At 74.4% G+C, this 14,713-nt stretch carries 16 protein-coding genes and 1 pseudogene; 5 read left to right on the forward strand and 12 right to left on the reverse strand.

Features of this window, described 5'->3' with window-relative positions; genetic code table 11:
- Window positions 1-79: 79 nt before the first annotated feature.
- The 3 genes from tsaE to alr are packed head-to-tail and all read right to left on the reverse strand — an operon-like array spanning window position 80 to window position 2,921.
- Entirely contained in the window at window positions 80-622 is a 543-nt protein-coding gene (gene tsaE, locus EBN88_RS02105) for a tRNA (adenosine(37)-N6)-threonylcarbamoyltransferase complex ATPase subunit type 1 TsaE (RefSeq protein WP_122182051.1), read from the reverse strand.
- Window positions 603-1,709, reverse strand: a complete 1,107-nt coding sequence (locus EBN88_RS02110; RefSeq protein ID WP_122182052.1) for an alpha/beta fold hydrolase — start codon at window positions 1,707-1,709, stop codon at window positions 603-605. Before EBN88_RS02110 ends, tsaE begins: the two co-directional genes overlap by 20 nt.
- Before the next feature lie 21 nt (window positions 1,710-1,730).
- Window positions 1,731-2,921 (reverse strand): alanine racemase, encoded by a 1,191-nt coding sequence (gene alr, locus EBN88_RS02115; protein WP_122182110.1) that lies wholly within the window; start codon window positions 2,919-2,921, stop codon window positions 1,731-1,733.
- 132 nt (window positions 2,922-3,053) lie between these two features.
- Here alr and EBN88_RS02120 point away from each other — a divergent pair, with 132 nt between their 5' ends.
- From EBN88_RS02120 to EBN88_RS30365, 3 genes and pseudogenes are all read left to right on the forward strand, one after another.
- Entirely contained in the window at window positions 3,054-4,517 is a 1,464-nt protein-coding gene (locus EBN88_RS02120; protein WP_122182053.1) for an NAD(P)H-hydrate dehydratase, read from the forward strand.
- 107 nt (window positions 4,518-4,624) lie between these two features.
- Window positions 4,625-5,101, forward strand: a pseudogene (locus EBN88_RS02125) (inositol monophosphatase family protein); the annotation flags it as partial.
- Between the two features lie 100 nt (window positions 5,102-5,201).
- On the forward strand, window positions 5,202-5,339 hold the full coding sequence (locus EBN88_RS30365; protein ID WP_158621302.1) for a hypothetical protein: 138 nt from the start codon (window positions 5,202-5,204) through the stop codon (window positions 5,337-5,339).
- A gap of 136 nt (window positions 5,340-5,475) precedes the next feature.
- Here the strand turns inward: EBN88_RS30365 and EBN88_RS02130 are convergent, their stop codons facing one another.
- A complete protein-coding gene (locus tag EBN88_RS02130; RefSeq protein WP_122182054.1) occupies window positions 5,476-5,850 on the reverse strand; it encodes a holo-ACP synthase in 375 nt (124 codons plus the stop codon).
- The gene (locus EBN88_RS02135; protein WP_122182055.1) at window positions 5,847-6,566 is read right to left on the reverse strand and encodes a class II glutamine amidotransferase domain-containing protein; all 720 of its coding nucleotides are present in this window, start codon (window positions 6,564-6,566) and stop codon (window positions 5,847-5,849) included. The genes EBN88_RS02130 and EBN88_RS02135 overlap by 4 nt, the downstream gene beginning before the upstream one ends.
- A 255-nt stretch (window positions 6,567-6,821) precedes the next feature.
- Between EBN88_RS02135 and coaA the strand changes: the two genes are divergently transcribed.
- On the forward strand, window positions 6,822-7,724 hold the full coding sequence (gene coaA / locus EBN88_RS02140; protein ID WP_233580390.1) for a type I pantothenate kinase: 903 nt from the start codon (window positions 6,822-6,824) through the stop codon (window positions 7,722-7,724).
- Window positions 7,725-7,787: 63 nt separating this feature from the next.
- Here coaA and glmM read toward each other — a convergent pair whose 3' ends face one another.
- The 4 genes from glmM to EBN88_RS30370 all read right to left on the reverse strand — a co-directional run bounded on the left by glmM (window position 7,788) and on the right by EBN88_RS30370 (window position 10,683).
- Window positions 7,788-9,155, reverse strand: a complete 1,368-nt coding sequence (gene glmM, locus EBN88_RS02145) for a phosphoglucosamine mutase (RefSeq protein ID WP_122182057.1) — start codon at window positions 9,153-9,155, stop codon at window positions 7,788-7,790.
- Between the two features lie 131 nt (window positions 9,156-9,286).
- On the reverse strand, window positions 9,287-9,799 hold the full coding sequence (gene rpsI / locus EBN88_RS02150) for a 30S ribosomal protein S9 (protein WP_122182058.1): 513 nt from the start codon (window positions 9,797-9,799) through the stop codon (window positions 9,287-9,289).
- A gap of 42 nt (window positions 9,800-9,841) precedes the next feature.
- Window positions 9,842-10,285 (reverse strand): 50S ribosomal protein L13, encoded by a 444-nt coding sequence (rplM, locus tag EBN88_RS02155; protein ID WP_122182059.1) that lies wholly within the window; start codon window positions 10,283-10,285, stop codon window positions 9,842-9,844.
- A gap of 239 nt (window positions 10,286-10,524) precedes the next feature.
- Window positions 10,525-10,683: a hypothetical protein gene (locus EBN88_RS30370; RefSeq protein WP_158621303.1), complete on the reverse strand. Its 159-nt coding sequence runs from the start codon at window positions 10,681-10,683 to the stop codon at window positions 10,525-10,527.
- Window positions 10,684-10,912: 229 nt separating this feature from the next.
- Here EBN88_RS30370 and EBN88_RS02160 point away from each other — a divergent pair, with 229 nt between their 5' ends.
- On the forward strand, window positions 10,913-11,782 hold the full coding sequence (locus EBN88_RS02160) for a hypothetical protein (protein ID WP_147472624.1): 870 nt from the start codon (window positions 10,913-10,915) through the stop codon (window positions 11,780-11,782).
- Window positions 11,783-11,977: 195 nt separating this feature from the next.
- Here the strand turns inward: EBN88_RS02160 and truA are convergent, their stop codons facing one another.
- The 3 genes from truA to EBN88_RS02175 form a co-directional block, all read right to left on the reverse strand.
- Complete coding sequence (gene truA / locus EBN88_RS02165) at window positions 11,978-12,823, reverse strand: tRNA pseudouridine(38-40) synthase TruA (protein ID WP_122182061.1); 846 nt, start codon at window positions 12,821-12,823, stop codon at window positions 11,978-11,980.
- Between the two features lie 77 nt (window positions 12,824-12,900).
- Window positions 12,901-13,425 (reverse strand): 50S ribosomal protein L17, encoded by a 525-nt coding sequence (gene rplQ / locus EBN88_RS02170; protein ID WP_122182062.1) that lies wholly within the window; start codon window positions 13,423-13,425, stop codon window positions 12,901-12,903.
- A 119-nt stretch (window positions 13,426-13,544) separates the two neighbouring features.
- Window positions 13,545-14,567, reverse strand: coding sequence for a DNA-directed RNA polymerase subunit alpha (locus EBN88_RS02175; protein ID WP_122182063.1), 1,023 nt, complete (start codon window positions 14,565-14,567; stop codon window positions 13,545-13,547).
- Between the last annotated feature and the right edge of the window lie 146 nt (window positions 14,568-14,713).

Here is a 14,713-nt window from a genome sequence, read left to right on the forward strand (position 1 = left end):
CAATCCACACCGAACCCGGAAGGCCCTCACCCGTTCGAACACCCGGCCCGCGTGTCACCAACGTCCCGGGACAGCACAGCTAGACCGTCCCGCCGCCAAGGTGGGCCGCCAGGTCGACCCCGCGCCAGCGCGCGCCGACGCCCCGCAGGGTCACCTCGCGCGCGTCCGTTCCCCCGTCGTCTCCCCCGGCCACGCCCGAGGGGGACGTCAGCGCCCGGTGGATCACCACGTGGAGCCGGTCGTCGGCCAGTTCCTCGACCCGGTCCTCGCCCCACTCGACGACCACCACCGACTCCGGCAGCGCCACGTCGAGGTCCAGGTCCTCCATCTCCTCAAGACCGCCGCCCAGGCGGTACGCGTCCACGTGCACCAGCGGCGGGCCCGCGCCCAGCGAGGGGTGGACCCGGGCGATCACGAACGTCGGCGAGGTGACCGCGCCGCGCACGCCGAGCCCGGCGCCCAAGCCGCGCGTCAGCGTCGTCTTGCCGGCGCCCAACTCCCCGCTGAGCAGCACCAGATCGCCGGCCCTCAGCAGCCCGGCGAGGCGCCGACCCAGCTCCGTCATCCCCTCGGGCGTCTCCACCGTGCGGGTGAGGCGCGGTTCAGTCAGCTGTTGGCCCATGGCACCCGATGCTACGGGTGAGCAGTTCCTCCAGGTGCGCGGTCACCGCCTCGGGGCGTTCCAGCGTCACCAGGTGGCCGGCCCCCGACAGCGTGGTGAACTCGGCCGCCGGCAGCGCCGACGCGATCCGCCGGCTGTGTTCGGGCGGGGTGATCTCGTCCCGGTCGCCGACCAGCACCAGCGCGGGCAGGTCCTCGGAGAGCGTGTGCAGCGTGGTCAGCGCCTCCCAGGTCGCGTGCTCGGCGAACGCCGGGTAGAACTCGGCGACCACGTCGATCGGCACCGACTCGATCAGCCGCTCCGCGAACCTGGCCACCGCCGGGTCGACCGCGTCCGGCTCGCCGAAGGAGTAGCGGCGTATCAGCCCGGCGTACAGGTCGCCGACCGCGCGCCGGCCGCGTTCCACCAGTTCGGCCTGGGAGCCCAGCAGCCGCAGCACCCCGGGCGCGGCGCGGCGGGCGGCGCGCACCGCCAGCGGCGGGAAGCCGTAGGTCACCTGCGTCAGGTCGCCCGCCGACGTGGACAGCAGCGCGGCGCCGGCGACCCGGCGGGCCACATAGTCGGCGTGCTGCTCGACCAGCGACATCACCGTCATGCCGCCCATCGAGTGCCCCACCAGCACCACGGGCCCGGTGGGCGCGGCGGCGTCCAGCACCGCCCGCAGGTCGCGCCCCAACTGCTTGATGTGCAACGGCTCCCCGCGCTCCCGTTGCGCGCGCCCCGGCGCGGAACGCCCGTGCCCGCGCTGGTCCCAGTAGACGGCGCGCACCCGGCCGCGCAGCGCGGCGCGCTGGAAGTGCCAGACGTCCTGGTTGAGGCAGTAGCCGTGGCAGAACACCACGGTGCCCGCCGTCCCGCCGCCCGGGTCCCGCTCCAACTCCTCGACCTCGTAGTGGAGTTCGGTCCCGTCGTCGGCGACCGCCGTGCCGGGCACGCCCCGCAGGGTGCCGAACGGGCCGGCCGCGTCCAGCGCCTCCCTGGCCTGCCGGCGCACCGAACGGCTCACCGTCAGCCGTTCCACCGCCACCGTGGTGGCCACCGCCCCCAGCGCGAGCCCCGCTATGCCCGCCCTCGTCGCCCAGTTCATCGGGTCGGTCCGCTCATCGGGTCAGTCCGCCGGTTCCCCGGGGCCCGGCTCCGCCCCGTGATAGATCCTGGGCACCCGGGGGCCGATCCGGGTGACGATCTCGTAGCCGATGGTGCCCACCGCGCGCGCCCAGTCCTCGGCCGTCGGCTCGCCCCGGTCGCCAGGACCGAAGAGCACCGCCTCGTCGCCGACCCCCGCGCTGTCCCCGCCGAGATCCACCACGAACTGGTCCATCGCCACCCGCCCCGCGACCGTGCGCCACTTCCCGGCGACCAGCACCGGGCCGCAGCCCGAGGCGTGCCGGGGAACGCCGTCCGCGTAGCCGGCCGGCACCAGCGCCAACGTGGTCGGGCCGGGCGTCGTGTAGTGGTGGCCGTAGGAGACGCCGTGGCCGCCGGGCACCCGCTTCACCTGCGCCAGCCGCGCGCTCAGCGTCATCACCGGGCGCAGCCCGAAGTCCTCGGGCGTGCCCACCTCGGCCGAGGGCGACAGGCCGTAGACGGAGACGCCGGTGCGCACCAGGTCGTAGTGCGCCTCCGGCAGGGTCAACGTGCCGGGCGAGTTGGCCAGATGGCGGACCTCCGGTCGCAGCCCGGCCCGTTCGGCGACGGCCAACGCCTCGGCGAACGCGGCCAGTTGCGGCCGGATCGACGGGTGCCCCGGCTCGTCCGCGCAGGCCAGGTGCGACCAGACGCCGGTCACCCGCACCGCGCCCGCCTCCTCGGCGGCGCGCGCCGCCGCGACCAGCTCGGGCCAGTCGGCCGACGGCGCGCCGTTGCGGCCCAGCCCGGTGTCGGCCTTCAGCTGCACCCGGGCCGTCCGGCCGGCCGCCCGCGCGGCGGCCACCGCGAGGTCCAACGCCCAGCGGCCGCTCACCGAGACGTCGATGTCCGCCTCCACCGCCGCCCGCCAGGGCCCGTCCGGCGTCCACAGCCAGCACAGCAGCGGGCCCGTGTCGCCGGCCGCGCGCAGCGCCAACGCCTCGGCGGGCGTCGCGGTCCCCAGCCAACGCGCCCCCGCCTGCCGGGCGGCCCGCGCGCAGGGCAGCATCCCGTGGCCGTAGGCGTCGGCCTTGACCACGGCCATCAGCGCCGCGCCGCCGACGAGGCGACGGCGCAGCGCCCGCACGTTGGCGCGCAGCGCGGCGAGGTCGATGTCCGCGCGCAGGGGCGGCCCCTCGCCCGGTCCCCCTGTCGTTGCATGGTCGTTCATCGCCCACCAGTGTCGCAGCAAGCCCGCCGCGCGCCCCAGCGTCCCGCCGGCCCGGGCCACGCCGGCCCCGCCGGGTGGTCCTGACGCGCCGGGCGCGCCCGGCGGGGCGGAGCGCTGGGCAGACTGGGGCCCATGAGGACTGCTTACCGAGTGGAGACCGTGCGCGCCGCCGAGAGCGCGCTGATGGCCAGGCTCCCCGAAGGCACGCTGATGAACAGGGCCGCCGCAGGACTGGCCGCCGCCTGCGCCGAGTTGCTGCGGCCCGGCCTCGGCCGGCGCACCGTCGCCCGCGTGGTGCTGCTCGTCGGCGGCGGGGACAACGGCGGCGACGCGCTGTTCGCCGGCGCCCGGCTGGCGCGGCGCGGCATCGGCGTCAACGCGCTGCTGCTGGCACCCGACCGCGCGCACCCGGCGGGGCTGGCCGCGCTGCGGGCGGCGGGCGGGCGCTGTCTCGCGGTCGCCGACATCGCGCCCGGCGCCCTGACCACGCTGCTGGGGCGGGCCTCGATGGTGGTGGACGGCATCACCGGCATCGGCGGCCGGGGCGGACTGCGGCCGGTGGCCGCCGAGTTGGCGGAACGGGTCACGGCGTCCGGCGCCCCCGTCATCGCCGTCGACCTGCCCAGCGGCATCGACGCCGACACCGGCGAGGTGCACGGGCCGGTGCTGCCGGCCGCGCTCACCGTGACCTTCGGCACCCTCAAGCCGGGGCTGCTCGTCGACCCGGCGCGGCAACACGCCGGCGAGGTGCGGCTGGTGGACATCGGGCTGCGCCCGCTGCTGCCCGTCGAGCCCGAGGCCGCGGCGCTCACCCCGGCCGAGGTGGCGGCGCTGCTGCCGAGGCCGACCGGCGAGAGCGACAAGTACCGGCGGGGCGTGCTGGGCGTCGCCGCCGGCTCCGCCCGCTACCCGGGCGCGGCCGTGCTCACCGTCGGCGGGGCGCTCCACGGCGGGGTCGGCGCGGTCCGCTACGCGGGCCCGGCCCACGGCGCGGTGATCGCCCGTCACCCGGAGACGCTGGTCAGCCCCGGCACCCCGGCCGAGGCCGGGCGGGTGCAGGCGTGGGTGGCCGGGCCGGGACTCGGCGACCACCCGGAGGCGGAACGGGTGGTGCACGAGGTGCTGGCAGCCGACGTTCCGCTGCTCCTCGACGCGGACGCGCTGCGCGGCCTGGACCCGGCGCGGGTCCGCGCCCGTTCGGCGCCGACGCTGCTCACCCCGCACGCGGGCGAGGCGGCGGCGCTGCTGGGCGTGGCGCGGGAACGGGTGGAGTCGCGGCGGCTGGCCTCCGTGCGCGAACTGGCCGAACGCTTCGGCGCCACCGTGCTGTTGAAGGGTTCGACGACGCTGGTCGCCGATCCGGCCGGGCCGGTGCTGGTCAACGAGACCGGCACGCCGTGGCTGGCGACGGCCGGCAGCGGCGACGTGCTCTCCGGGCTGGCGGGCGGACTGCTGGCCGCCGGCCTCGCGGCCCGCGACGCGGGCGCGGTCGCCGCGCACCTCCACGGCCTGGCGGGCCGCGCGGCCCCGATGCCGGCGACGGCGTCCGGCGTGACGGACGCCCTGCCGACGGCGTGGCGGTCGCTGACGGGGTGACGGCTGGCGGCTTTCGGGGGCTGCCGGCCGGCACCCGGACACGACCTAGGCTGCGGTCCATGCACAGTCCCAGGGCGGGGTCCGACGGTGCCGGTGGCCGGTCCGACGTCGAGGTGGCGCTGCGCGGCGGCCCGGCGGCGGTGGCCGACCCGTTCGGCGGGGAGGTCTTCGGCACCGACGGAAGGACCGCCTGGGCCCGGGCCGCCGGGCCGCTCGACCGGGGCGACGCGCCCCTGGCGCCCACCCCGGCCACGCGGCTGGTCAACCTCGACCCGCCGTTCCCGAACGCGCCCGGCTTCCGGGCCGTGGAACTGCTGGCGCACCCCGGGTTCGTCGAACGGTTCCGGCCGCGCGTCGTGTCCTCCACCCTGGCGCTGGCCTGGGTCGCCGCCGGCCGGCGCGCGGCGTATGTCACCGACGGCGGCGACCTCGCCGACAGCGTGCACTTCGCGGCGGGCATCGCGCTGTGCCGGGCCGCCGGCTGCGTGGTCACCGACATCGACGGCGCCGACGGCCCCGGCCGGGGCCTGGTGGCGGCGGCCGACGCGGACACCCACGCGGAACTGCTCTCGCTGCTGGCCTGAGGGCCGCCGCAGACCCCGGGCAAAGCGCCCCCGACGGCCACCGTCACGGAACGGGCACTTCGGCCACATCTCTCCCCAACTCCGGCGCCACGCTCTCCACATGACCCGCACCCGCACGCTGCTGATCGCAGCCGCCACCGCGACCGTTCTCGCCTTGACAGGCTGTGGAGGCGACGACACCGACGACACCGACGACACGAGTCTGGACGCGCCCACCTGGGGCGCCACGATCCCGTAGACAGTTCCGGAGACACAGCCCCGGAGACACAGTCCCGGAGGTGGCCGCGACGCCCCCCGGCTTCCCCCGCCCGGTCACCTCCGAGGAACGCGCCGGCCCGGCCCGTCAGGGGCCGGGAGGCTCCGCCTCCGGCCGGTCAGGCCCCCGCCTCCGCGATGACCACCGCCGACGCCACCCCCGCGTCGTGGCTCAGGGAGACGTGCCAGCACGTCACTCCCAGCGCCGCCGCGCGGGCGGCGACCGTGCCGCGTACCTCCAGGCGCGGCTGGCCGGACTCGGTCTGGATCACCTCCGCGTCCGTCCAGCGCAGGCCGCCGGGCGCGCCCAGCGCCTTCGCCAGGGCCTCCTTCGCCGCGAACCGCGCGGCCAGGGACGCGACGCCGCGTCGTTCCCCGCTCGGCAGCACCAGTTCCGCCTCGACGAAGAGCCGCCGCGCCAGCTCGGGGGTGCGTTCCAGGGACCGCGCGAACCGGTCGATCTCCGCCACGTCGATACCCACGCCCACGATCATGCGCGCAGCACGCCCCCCTCGGCGTCGGTGATCTCGCACCGCACCTCGTCCCATTCGCGGCGCAGCAGCACCACCTGTTCGCCGGGGGTCGTGTCCAGCGAGACGACCTCCTGCGGTCGCTGCGCCTCCAGCGCCGCCGCGTCGGAGGCGAGCAGCGCCTCGCCGGCGCCCAGCCCCACCGTCAGCGGCAGGCCGCGCCGCGCCGCGACCACGGTGTCGGGGGCGTCCGCGTGCAGCGCGAGCAGCGCGAAGTCGCCGTCGAGCGCGCGGCACAGCTGGCGCGCGGCCTCGGCCGGCTCGTACGCGGAGGAGAACGCCTCGGCCAGCAGCCGGGCCACCGCCTCGCCCACGGTTCCGGTGCGCAGCGGGTGGCCGCGTTCGGTCAACTCCTCGGCCAGCGCGGGCCCGTTGGTCGGCTCCCCGATCAGCGCGACGGCCACCCGCCCGGCCTCGTCCAGCTGGGGGCCGGCGTTCTCGGGGGCGTCCCGGGCGTCGCGGCTGAGCCCGATGCCGCTGCCGCCGGTGGGCAGCGGGTGGGTGCGCAGCGCCTCGGTCAGCGCCGGGAGGGAGTCGGCCGGCGGGGAGCAGGCCAGGCCGCCGTCGGCCAGCACCGCGACGCCGCAGGCATCGTGCTCGAGCCGGCGCACCCGGCCGAGCTGGGCCAGCACCACGTCGAGGGCGGACTGGACACCCGTGTACCCCACGATCCCGCACATGCGGGCAGCGTATCGGGGTCGCCGCACGGGGTGCCAAGCCGGACGCGACAACCGGACGGAACAATGAGGCGCGTGGCAACCTCACCCTCCGAGCAGCCGAACCCTCCCGAGCCGTCGAACCGACCCGAAGACCCGAACCGACCCGAAGACCCGAGCCGCCCCGAAGACCCGAGCCGGCGCGCGCGTTCGGGTCGCGCGCCGGCGCGCGGAACGCGCCCGCAGCGCGCCACGCGCGCCACGCGCCCCACCCCCTACGTGGACCTCTCCCGCGCCGACTGGGGCCGCCCCAGGGACCGGGCCGCATCGCCGCTGACCGCCGAGCAGGTGGAACGGCTGCGCGGCCTCGGCGACGTGATCGACGTGGCCGAGGTGCGGGACGTCTACCTGCCGCTCTGCGACCTGCTGCGGCTGCACATCGACGCGGCCCGCCAGCTGCGTGCCCGGGTCGGCGGCTTCCTGGGCGGGCCGCAGCCGGCGACACCGTTCGTCGTGGGCATCGCGGGCAGCGTGGCCGTCGGCAAGTCGACGGTGGCGAGGCTGCTGCGCGCGCTGCTGGCGCAGGGCCCGGAGGGCTACCGGGTGGCGCTGGTGCCGACCGACGGATTCCTGCTGCCCAACGCCGAGTTGGAGCGGCGCGGCCTGATGCGCCGCAAGGGCTTCCCGGAGTCCTACGACCGGCGGGCGCTGACCCGTTTCGTGGCGGAGGTGAAGTCGGGCCGGGCGGAGGTGAGCGCGCCGGTCTACTCGCATCTGGTGTACGACATCGTGCCCGGTGAGCGGGAGACCGTGGTGCGCCCGGACATCCTCGTTCTCGAAGGGCTGAACGTGCTCCAGCCGGCGCCGCCCGGACGGATCGGGGTGGCGGACTACTTCGATTTCTCGGTGTATGTGGACGCCCGCGTCGCCGACATCGAACGCTGGTATCTGGAACGATTCCTGGCGCTGCGGGCCACCGCGTTCCAGGACCCGCGCTCCTTCTTCCGAAGGTATGCGGAGATTCCCGAGGAAAAGGCGTTGGACTTCGCCAGGAAGACCTGGCGCGAGGTGAACGAGCCGAATCTCGTGGACAATATCGCCCCGACCAGGGGTCGGGCCTCGCTGGTGCTGCGCAAGGGCCCCGACCACGCGGTCGCCGGGCTGCGGCTGCGCAAGCTCTGACCGGAGAGGGCCGGCGCGCCCCGGCGTCGGCCGGGGCACGCGTCCCGGATTCTCCGAACGGCCTCAGCCCAGCGCGGACTTGACCACGTCGGCCAGTCCGCTGGCCACGGCCCGCGCCTGCGCCGCGTCCGCCGCCTCCACCATCACCCGCACCAGCGGCTCCGTCCCCGAGGGCCGCAGCAGCACCCGGCCGGTCTCGCCGAGCTGCCGCTCGGCCTCGGCCACCGCCTCGGCCAGCTCCCTGCTGTCGGCGACCCGGGCCCGGTCCACGTCCCGCACGTTGATCAACACCTGCGGCAGCCGCACCATCACCCCCGCCAGCTCCGCCAGCGGGCGGCGGGTCGCCGCCACCCGGGCGGCCAGCAGCAGCCCGGTGAGGGTGCCGTCCCCGGTGGTCGCGTGGTCGAGAACGATCACATGGCCGGACTGCTCGCCGCCCAACGAGAAGCCGCCGTTCCACATCTCCTCCAGCACATAGCGGTCGCCGACGGCGGTCTGCCGCACCCGCAGGCCCTCGCGCTCCATGGCGAGCGTGAAGCCCAGGTTGGACATCACGGTGGAGACCACCGTGTCCTCACGGAGCGTGCCGGCCTCCTTCATCGCGACGCCCAGCACGGCCAGGATCTGGTCGCCGTCCACCTCGGCGCCGGTCCGGTCGGCGGCCAGGCAGCGGTCCGCGTCGCCGTCCACCGCGATGCCCAGGTCGGCCTCGTGGGCGAGCACCGCGTCGCGCAGCGCGTCCAGGTGGGTCGAGCCGCAGCCGTCGTTGATGTTGAGCCCGTCCGGGTCGTCGCCGATGCTGATCACATCGGCGCCGGCCCGGGCGAACGCCTCGGGCGCGACCCGCGAGGCCGCGCCGTGCGCGGTGTCCACGACGATCCGCAGGCCGTCGATCCGGTTGGGCAACACCCCGACCAGGTGCGCCACATAGGCGTCGAAGCCCTCGGTGTGCTCGGTGACCCGGCCGACGCCGGCGCCCACCGGGCGGTCCCAGGGCTCGCCGGCGGCGTGCTCGCGGTAGACCGCCTCGATCCGGTCCTCCAGCTCGTCGGCCAGCTTGTGGCCGCCGCGCGCGAAGAACTTGATCCCGTTGTCCGGCATCGGGTTGTGGCTGGCGGAGAGCATCACGCCGAAGCTGGCGCCCAGCGAGCCCGTCAGATACGCCACCGCCGGGGTCGGCAGCACGCCCACCCGCAGCACGTCCACGCCCGCGCTGGCCAGCCCGGCGACCACGGCCGCCTCAAGGAACTCGCCCGAGGCCCTCGGGTCGCGGCCCACCACGGCGGTGGGCCGGCGACCGCACGTACTGTCCCGACTCTCCGTCCCGGCCAGCACCCGCGCCGCCGCGACGGACAGGCCGAGCGCCAGCTCCGCCGTGAGATCCGCATTGGCGACACCGCGTACCCCGTCCGTACCGAAGAGTCGTCCCACTGTCTTTCCTCCGAGTTCACCCACGCGGCCCGTGACCGATATTCCCTGTCGATTCCCCGTTGACCCTATAAAAGGGGACGCCCCGGCAGCACGGAAGTGCTGCCGGGGCGTGAGCAAAATCCTGCCGGCGATTACCGCTTGCTGTACTGCGTGCCCTTACGAGCCTTCTTCAGACCGGCCTTCTTCCGCTCCACCGCGCGGGCGTCACGGGTCAGGAAGCCGGCCTTCTTCAGCGGGCCGCGGTTGTTCTCCACGTCCGCCTCGTTCAGCGCGCGGGCCACGCCGAGGCGCAGCGCGCCGGCCTGGCCGGAGATGCCGCCGCCGGCGATGCGCGCGACAACGTCATAGCGCTCGTCCAGCTCCAGCACCTTGAACGGCTCGTTCACGGACTGCTGGTGCACCTTGTTGGGGAAGTACCCCTCCAGGGTGCGGCCGTTGATCCGCCACTTGCCGGTGCCCGGAACGATCCGGACCCGGGCGATGGCGTTCTTCCGACGGCCGGTCCCGGCGCCGGGGAGCGGGTCACCGAAGCGCGCGTTCAGCTGCTCGCCGGAGGCGGCGAAGTCCTCGCTGGCGCTCTCGGTGGTGTACTCCTCGACCTCGGGGACCTCGGCGTCCAGGTTCTCGGGGGTGGTCTCGGCCACGATTCTCCTTGAGATGTCTCTACGTCTTAGGGTGTGGCCGGACTACTGCGCGACCTGGGTGATCTCGAACGGCACGGGCCGCTGGGCCGCGTGCGGGTGGTCGGGGCCGGCATAGACCTTCAGCTTGGAGAGCATCTGGCGGCCGAGGGTGTTCTTCGGGAGCATCCCGCGCACGGCCTTCTCGACGGCGCGCTCGGGGTTCTTCTCCAGAAGGTCTCCATAGCGCACCGAGCGGAGACCGCCCGGGTAGCCGGAGTGCCGGTAGGCGAGCTTCTGGGTCCGCTTGTTGCCGGACAGGTGCACCTTGTCGGCGTTGACGATGATGACGAAGTCACCGGTGTCAACGTGCGGTGCGTACACGGGCTTGTGCTTGCCCCGCAGAAGGGTGGCGGCCTGGGAGGCCAGGCGGCCCAGCACGACATCGGCGGCGTCGATGACGTGCCACTGACGCTGGACGTCGCCGGGCTTGGGGCTGTACGTACGCACGGGTCGTAGCCTTCGCTTTTCAGTGAGTGGTTCCTGACAAGGCCACCCGGCGATCAGCAGAACCGTCGGCATCCGGTGACGCAAACCGGGGTGCCGTCCGCTGGCGACCGTCCTGGTGGACCGGCGCTGGGCCCCTCACGTGAGATCGAGCAAGCCAAACGCATTATCGACCAGGCAGAATACCGCGCCCCTCCCGAAGGGGTCAAAACGAGCCCGCCCCCCCGCCGGGACCTGCGCCCCTACCGGGACCTGCGCACCCGCCGCTCGTCCCAGACCGCCTCGGGCGTCTCCCGCACCAGCCCGTCCTCGCCGAAGACCAGGAACCGGTCGAAGGAACGGGCGAACCAGCGGTCGTGCGTCACCGCGCGCAGCCCGGTCCTGCCGCCGCGCAGCCGCATCCTGATGTCCCGCCGACGCGGCGGCTCCTGCGGCGGGCCGGCCTCCTCGAACTTCCGCCAACAGCGGCCGCCCGTCCGGGAGGTGGTACTCGAGGTGCGCCGCCTCGATGTGCCGCATCCGCCGCAGTGTGCCGAGCGGACCGACCGTTGCCAATCCGTTTTCGCACGGGGACCGGAACGGCACGAACCGGCGCACTGACCGGGGCCGCGCCGCATTAAACTGCCGCCCATGAGCCAAGGGCAGGGGGGACCCCAGTGGGTTCCCGGGGGAGACGCGCGTCCGGACTGGAACCGGCTGGCGGCCGACGCCGACAAGCAACGGGCCAGGAAGCGCTGGACGATCATCGGCTCCTGTGTGGGCGCCGCCGTCGTCATCGGCGTGGTCGTCGCGCTCGCCATCGTCAGCCAGGGTGACGACGAGGGCGGACCGACCGCCAGCACCGCCACCACCCTGCCCGAGAGCACCGCCGAGTCCGACGACGCCGAGCCGACGTTCGGCGAGACGACGCTGCCCCCCGTGCCCTCGGCCCGCGAGTTCATCAGCGACGCCGAGAAGGACGTCGCGCCCTTCGACGTGAACGGCTTCTACGGCGAGGACCCGATGGAGGTCGACGACCGCTCCTACGCCCTGGCCGCGAGCGACGGCAGCGAGGACTGCGCCTCCCTCACCACCGGTGGCCTGGCCTCGCTCCTGGAGGAACAGGGCTGCGCCGGCCTGCTCCGCGCGACCTATGTCGGCGGCGGGGTGGCCGTCACCGTGGGCGTGGCCCAGCTGCCATCCGAGGAGGCCGCGGCGGCGGTCCACGGCGCGGACGAGCTGAGCGGGACGCTCCAGGCCCTGCCCGGCGGCGACGCCGGCGCCCTCTGCGAGCGCGGCGGCTGCCGGACCACCCGTAACCAGGTGGGCCGCTACGTCTACCTGACCATCGCGGGCAACGCGGACGGCAGCCCCGACAGCGGCGACGGCACCGCCGCGCAGCAGGCCGCGCGGGACGGCAACGACCACGCGTTCTCGCAGATCATCCGGCGCGGAGAGACGCAGGCGTCCGCCTCGGCCAGCGCGATCGTCGAAGAACGCCGCCGCAGCCAGGAAGGTTAGTTTCTTCCGGGGAGCGCCCACCGGGGTGAGGGGCGCGGGGAACTGCGCGAGCAACCCACCAAGCAGCCGCAGACGACCACCCAACAAGCCCCAGCAGACGCACCGTCGAGCGCGGCCCGCCAACAATCACCCGCGCGGTTCCCCGCGCCCCCAGATCCGTGGGCGCCCCCGCAGTCGCCACAGTTCCCACACCCGTCAGCCACGGTGCGCGCTCCCGAGAGTCCGCAACGTGCGGGACTCCCGGTTCCGCTCCGCCAGCAACTCGTCGGGCGGGTACGCCACTTCCTCCAGCGTCAGCCCGTGCGGCCGCACCACATGCACCGCCGAGTCCCGCACCCCGCCCGCCAGCACCCGCGCCGGCCAGTCGGGCGGCCGGTGCCCGTCACCGACGAAGAGCAACGCCCCCACCAGCGCCCGCACCATGTTGTGGCAGAACGCGTCCGCCCGCACCGTTCCCTCGACCACCCCGTCCGGCTCCCGCCGCCACCGCAGCGTCAACAGCCGACGGATCGTCGTGGCGCCCTCCCGCCGCCGGCAGTACGCCGCGAAGTCGTGCTCGCCCAGCAGCAGTTCGGACGCCTCGTTCATCGCGTCCACGTCCAACGGCCAGTTGTGCCACAGCACATGCCCGCGCCGCAGCGGATCGACCCCGCCCGGGTGGTCGCTGACCCGGTACGCGTAGCGCCGCCACAACGCCGAGAACCGCGCGTCGAAGTGCGGCGGCGCCTCGGACACCCGCCACACCCGCACGTCCTGCGGCAGCCGCCCCGCCAGCCGCCGCAGCAGCGCGTCCCGCTGTTCCGCCCACACCCCGGCCGGCAGGTCCACATGCGCCACCTGCCCCCGCGCGTGCACCCCCGCGTCGGTCCGCCCCGCCACGGTCAGCTCCCAGGGCCGCTCGGCCCGCGTCACCACCCGCAGCGCGTCCTCCAACTCCCCCTGCACGGTGCGCTTGCCGCGCTGCCGCGCCCAGCCGGAGAACTCCCGCCCGTCATACGCCAGATCGAGCCGCACCCGCACCGGCCCGGGCTCCTCGCCCACAGCGCCTCCTCATCACGGCGGGCCCGCACCCTGGCAGGTGCGGGCCCGTCGGTGGAACCGAAAACGGAAGAAAGGACTCAGTCGTCCTTCTTCTCCTCGGCCTTCTCCTCGGCCTGCTCGTCCTTGGCCTCGGTGGCCTCGGTGGCCTCCGTCGCCTCGGCCGGCCGCTCGGCGGCGGTCTCCCGCTCCTTGGCCGCGCGCCGGGTGGCACCCTCGGCCTCGCCCACCGCCTTCTGCTGCACGGTCAGCGCCTCGACCAGCTCGATCACGGCCATCGGCGCGTTGTCGCCACGGCGCGGGCCGATCTTGGTGATCCGGGTGTAGCCGCCGGGGCGGTTCTCGTACCGGGGGCCGATCTCCGTGAACAGCGTGTGCACCACGCTCTTGTCGCGGATGGTCTGCATCACCTGGCGACGGTTGTGCAGGTCGCCCTTCTTCGCCTTGGTGATCAGCCGCTCGGCAACGGGCCGCAGCCGCCGGGCCTTGGCCACGGTGGTGGTGATGCGGCCGTGCTCGAAGAGCGAGGTGGCGAGGTTCGCCAGCATGAGGCGCTCGTGGGCGGGGCTGCCGCCCAGCCTGCGGCCCTTGGTGGGCGTAGGCATGACTCTCTCCTGTCATCTCTGCACCGGCCGTGTCAGGTACCGGTGTCAGGTCGCCCGGGGCGGACGCCCCGGAAGTGCGGTGGCGGGGCCGGGGCGAACGAGGCCGCCCCGGCGTCCGCTCAGTACTGCTCGGTCTCGGCGAAGCCGGTGTCGCCCTCGTCCTCCGCGCCGAACGCGTCGGCGGCGGTGGTCGGGTCGAATCCGGGCGGGCTGTCCTTGAGGGCCAGGCCCATGCCGGCCAGCTTGGCCTTGACCTCGTCGATCGACTTGGCGCCGAAGTTCCTGATGTCCAGCAGGTCGGCCTCGGAGCGGGCGACCAGCTCGCCGACGGAGTGGATGCCCTCGCGCTTGAGGCAGTTGTAGGACCGGACGGTCAGCTCCAACTCCTCGATGGGCAGCGCCAGATCGGCGGCCAGCGCGGCGTCCGTCGGGGACGGGCCCATGTCGATGCCCTCGGCGTCCACGTTCAGCTCGCGGGCCAGGCCGAACAGCTCGACCAGGGTCTTGCCGGCCGAGGCCATGGCGTCCCTGGGCCGCATGGCCTCCTTGGTCTCGACGTCGACGATCAGCTTGTCGAAGTCGGTGCGCTGCTCGACACGGGTCGCCTCCACCTTGTAGGTGACCTTGAGCACCGGGCTGTAGATGGAGTCCACCGGGATGCGGCCGATCTCCTGGCCGACCTGCTTGTTCTGGACGGCGGAGACATAGCCGCGACCGCGCTCGACGGTCAGCTCCATCTCCAGCTTGCCCTTGTTGTTCAGGGTGGCCAGCACCAGGTCGGGGTTGTGCACCTCGACCCCGGCCGGCGGCGCGATGTCGGCGGCGGTCACCAGCCCGGGCCCCTGCTTGCGCAGGTACATCACCACGGGCTCGTCGTGCTCCGATGAGACGACCAGCTGCTTGATGTTGAGGATCAGGTCGGTGACGTCCTCCTTGACCCCGGGCACGGTGGTGAACTCGTGCAGCACCCCGTCGATCCGGATGCTGGTGACGGCCGCACCGGGGATCGAGGAGAGCAGCGTGCGCCGCAGGGAGTTGCCGAGGGTGTAGCCGAAGCCCGGCTCCAGCGGCTCGATGACGAACCGGGAACGGAACTCGTCCACGACCTCTTCGGTCAGGGAAGGACGCTGAGCGATCAGCATGAGGTGAACTCCAGTCTTCGGCACCCGCTATTTGATGCCGAGCCAGACGGTGTGTGCGGTGTGGGGGGCGCCCCCGCTGCGGGGCACGCCCCCCAGGGTACGGAAGCCGCCGGGTGAGCTGGCTCACCCGGCGACGTCCGGTCGTG

Source organism: Streptomyces triticirhizae (assembly GCF_003696235.1).
GTDB classification, from domain to species: Bacteria; Actinomycetota; Actinomycetes; order Streptomycetales; family Streptomycetaceae; genus Streptomyces; species Streptomyces triticirhizae.

Excerpts from the sequence above, each read along its gene's own strand:
- tsaE (WP_122182051.1), bottom strand. The coding sequence starts at position 622 with ATGGGCCAACAGCTGACTGAACCGCGCCTCACCCGCACGGTGGAGACG.
- EBN88_RS02110 (WP_122182052.1), bottom strand. The coding sequence starts at position 1,709 with ATGAACTGGGCGACGAGGGCGGGCATAGCGGGGCTCGCGCTGGGGGCG.
- alr (WP_122182110.1), bottom strand. The coding sequence starts at position 2,921 with ATGAACGACCATGCAACGACAGGGGGACCGGGCGAGGGGCCGCCCCTG.
- EBN88_RS02120 (WP_122182053.1), top strand. The coding sequence starts at position 3,054 with ATGAGGACTGCTTACCGAGTGGAGACCGTGCGCGCCGCCGAGAGCGCG.
- EBN88_RS30365 (WP_158621302.1), top strand. The coding sequence starts at position 5,202 with ATGACCCGCACCCGCACGCTGCTGATCGCAGCCGCCACCGCGACCGTT.
- EBN88_RS02130 (WP_122182054.1), bottom strand. The coding sequence starts at position 5,850 with ATGATCGTGGGCGTGGGTATCGACGTGGCGGAGATCGACCGGTTCGCG.
- EBN88_RS02135 (WP_122182055.1), bottom strand. The coding sequence starts at position 6,566 with ATGTGCGGGATCGTGGGGTACACGGGTGTCCAGTCCGCCCTCGACGTG.
- EBN88_RS30370 (WP_158621303.1), bottom strand. The coding sequence starts at position 10,683 with ATGCGGCTGCGCGGCGGCAGGACCGGGCTGCGCGCGGTGACGCACGAC.
- EBN88_RS02160 (WP_147472624.1), top strand. The coding sequence starts at position 10,913 with ATGAGCCAAGGGCAGGGGGGACCCCAGTGGGTTCCCGGGGGAGACGCG.
- rplQ (WP_122182062.1), bottom strand. The coding sequence starts at position 13,425 with ATGCCTACGCCCACCAAGGGCCGCAGGCTGGGCGGCAGCCCCGCCCAC.
- EBN88_RS02175 (WP_122182063.1), bottom strand. The coding sequence starts at position 14,567 with ATGCTGATCGCTCAGCGTCCTTCCCTGACCGAAGAGGTCGTGGACGAG.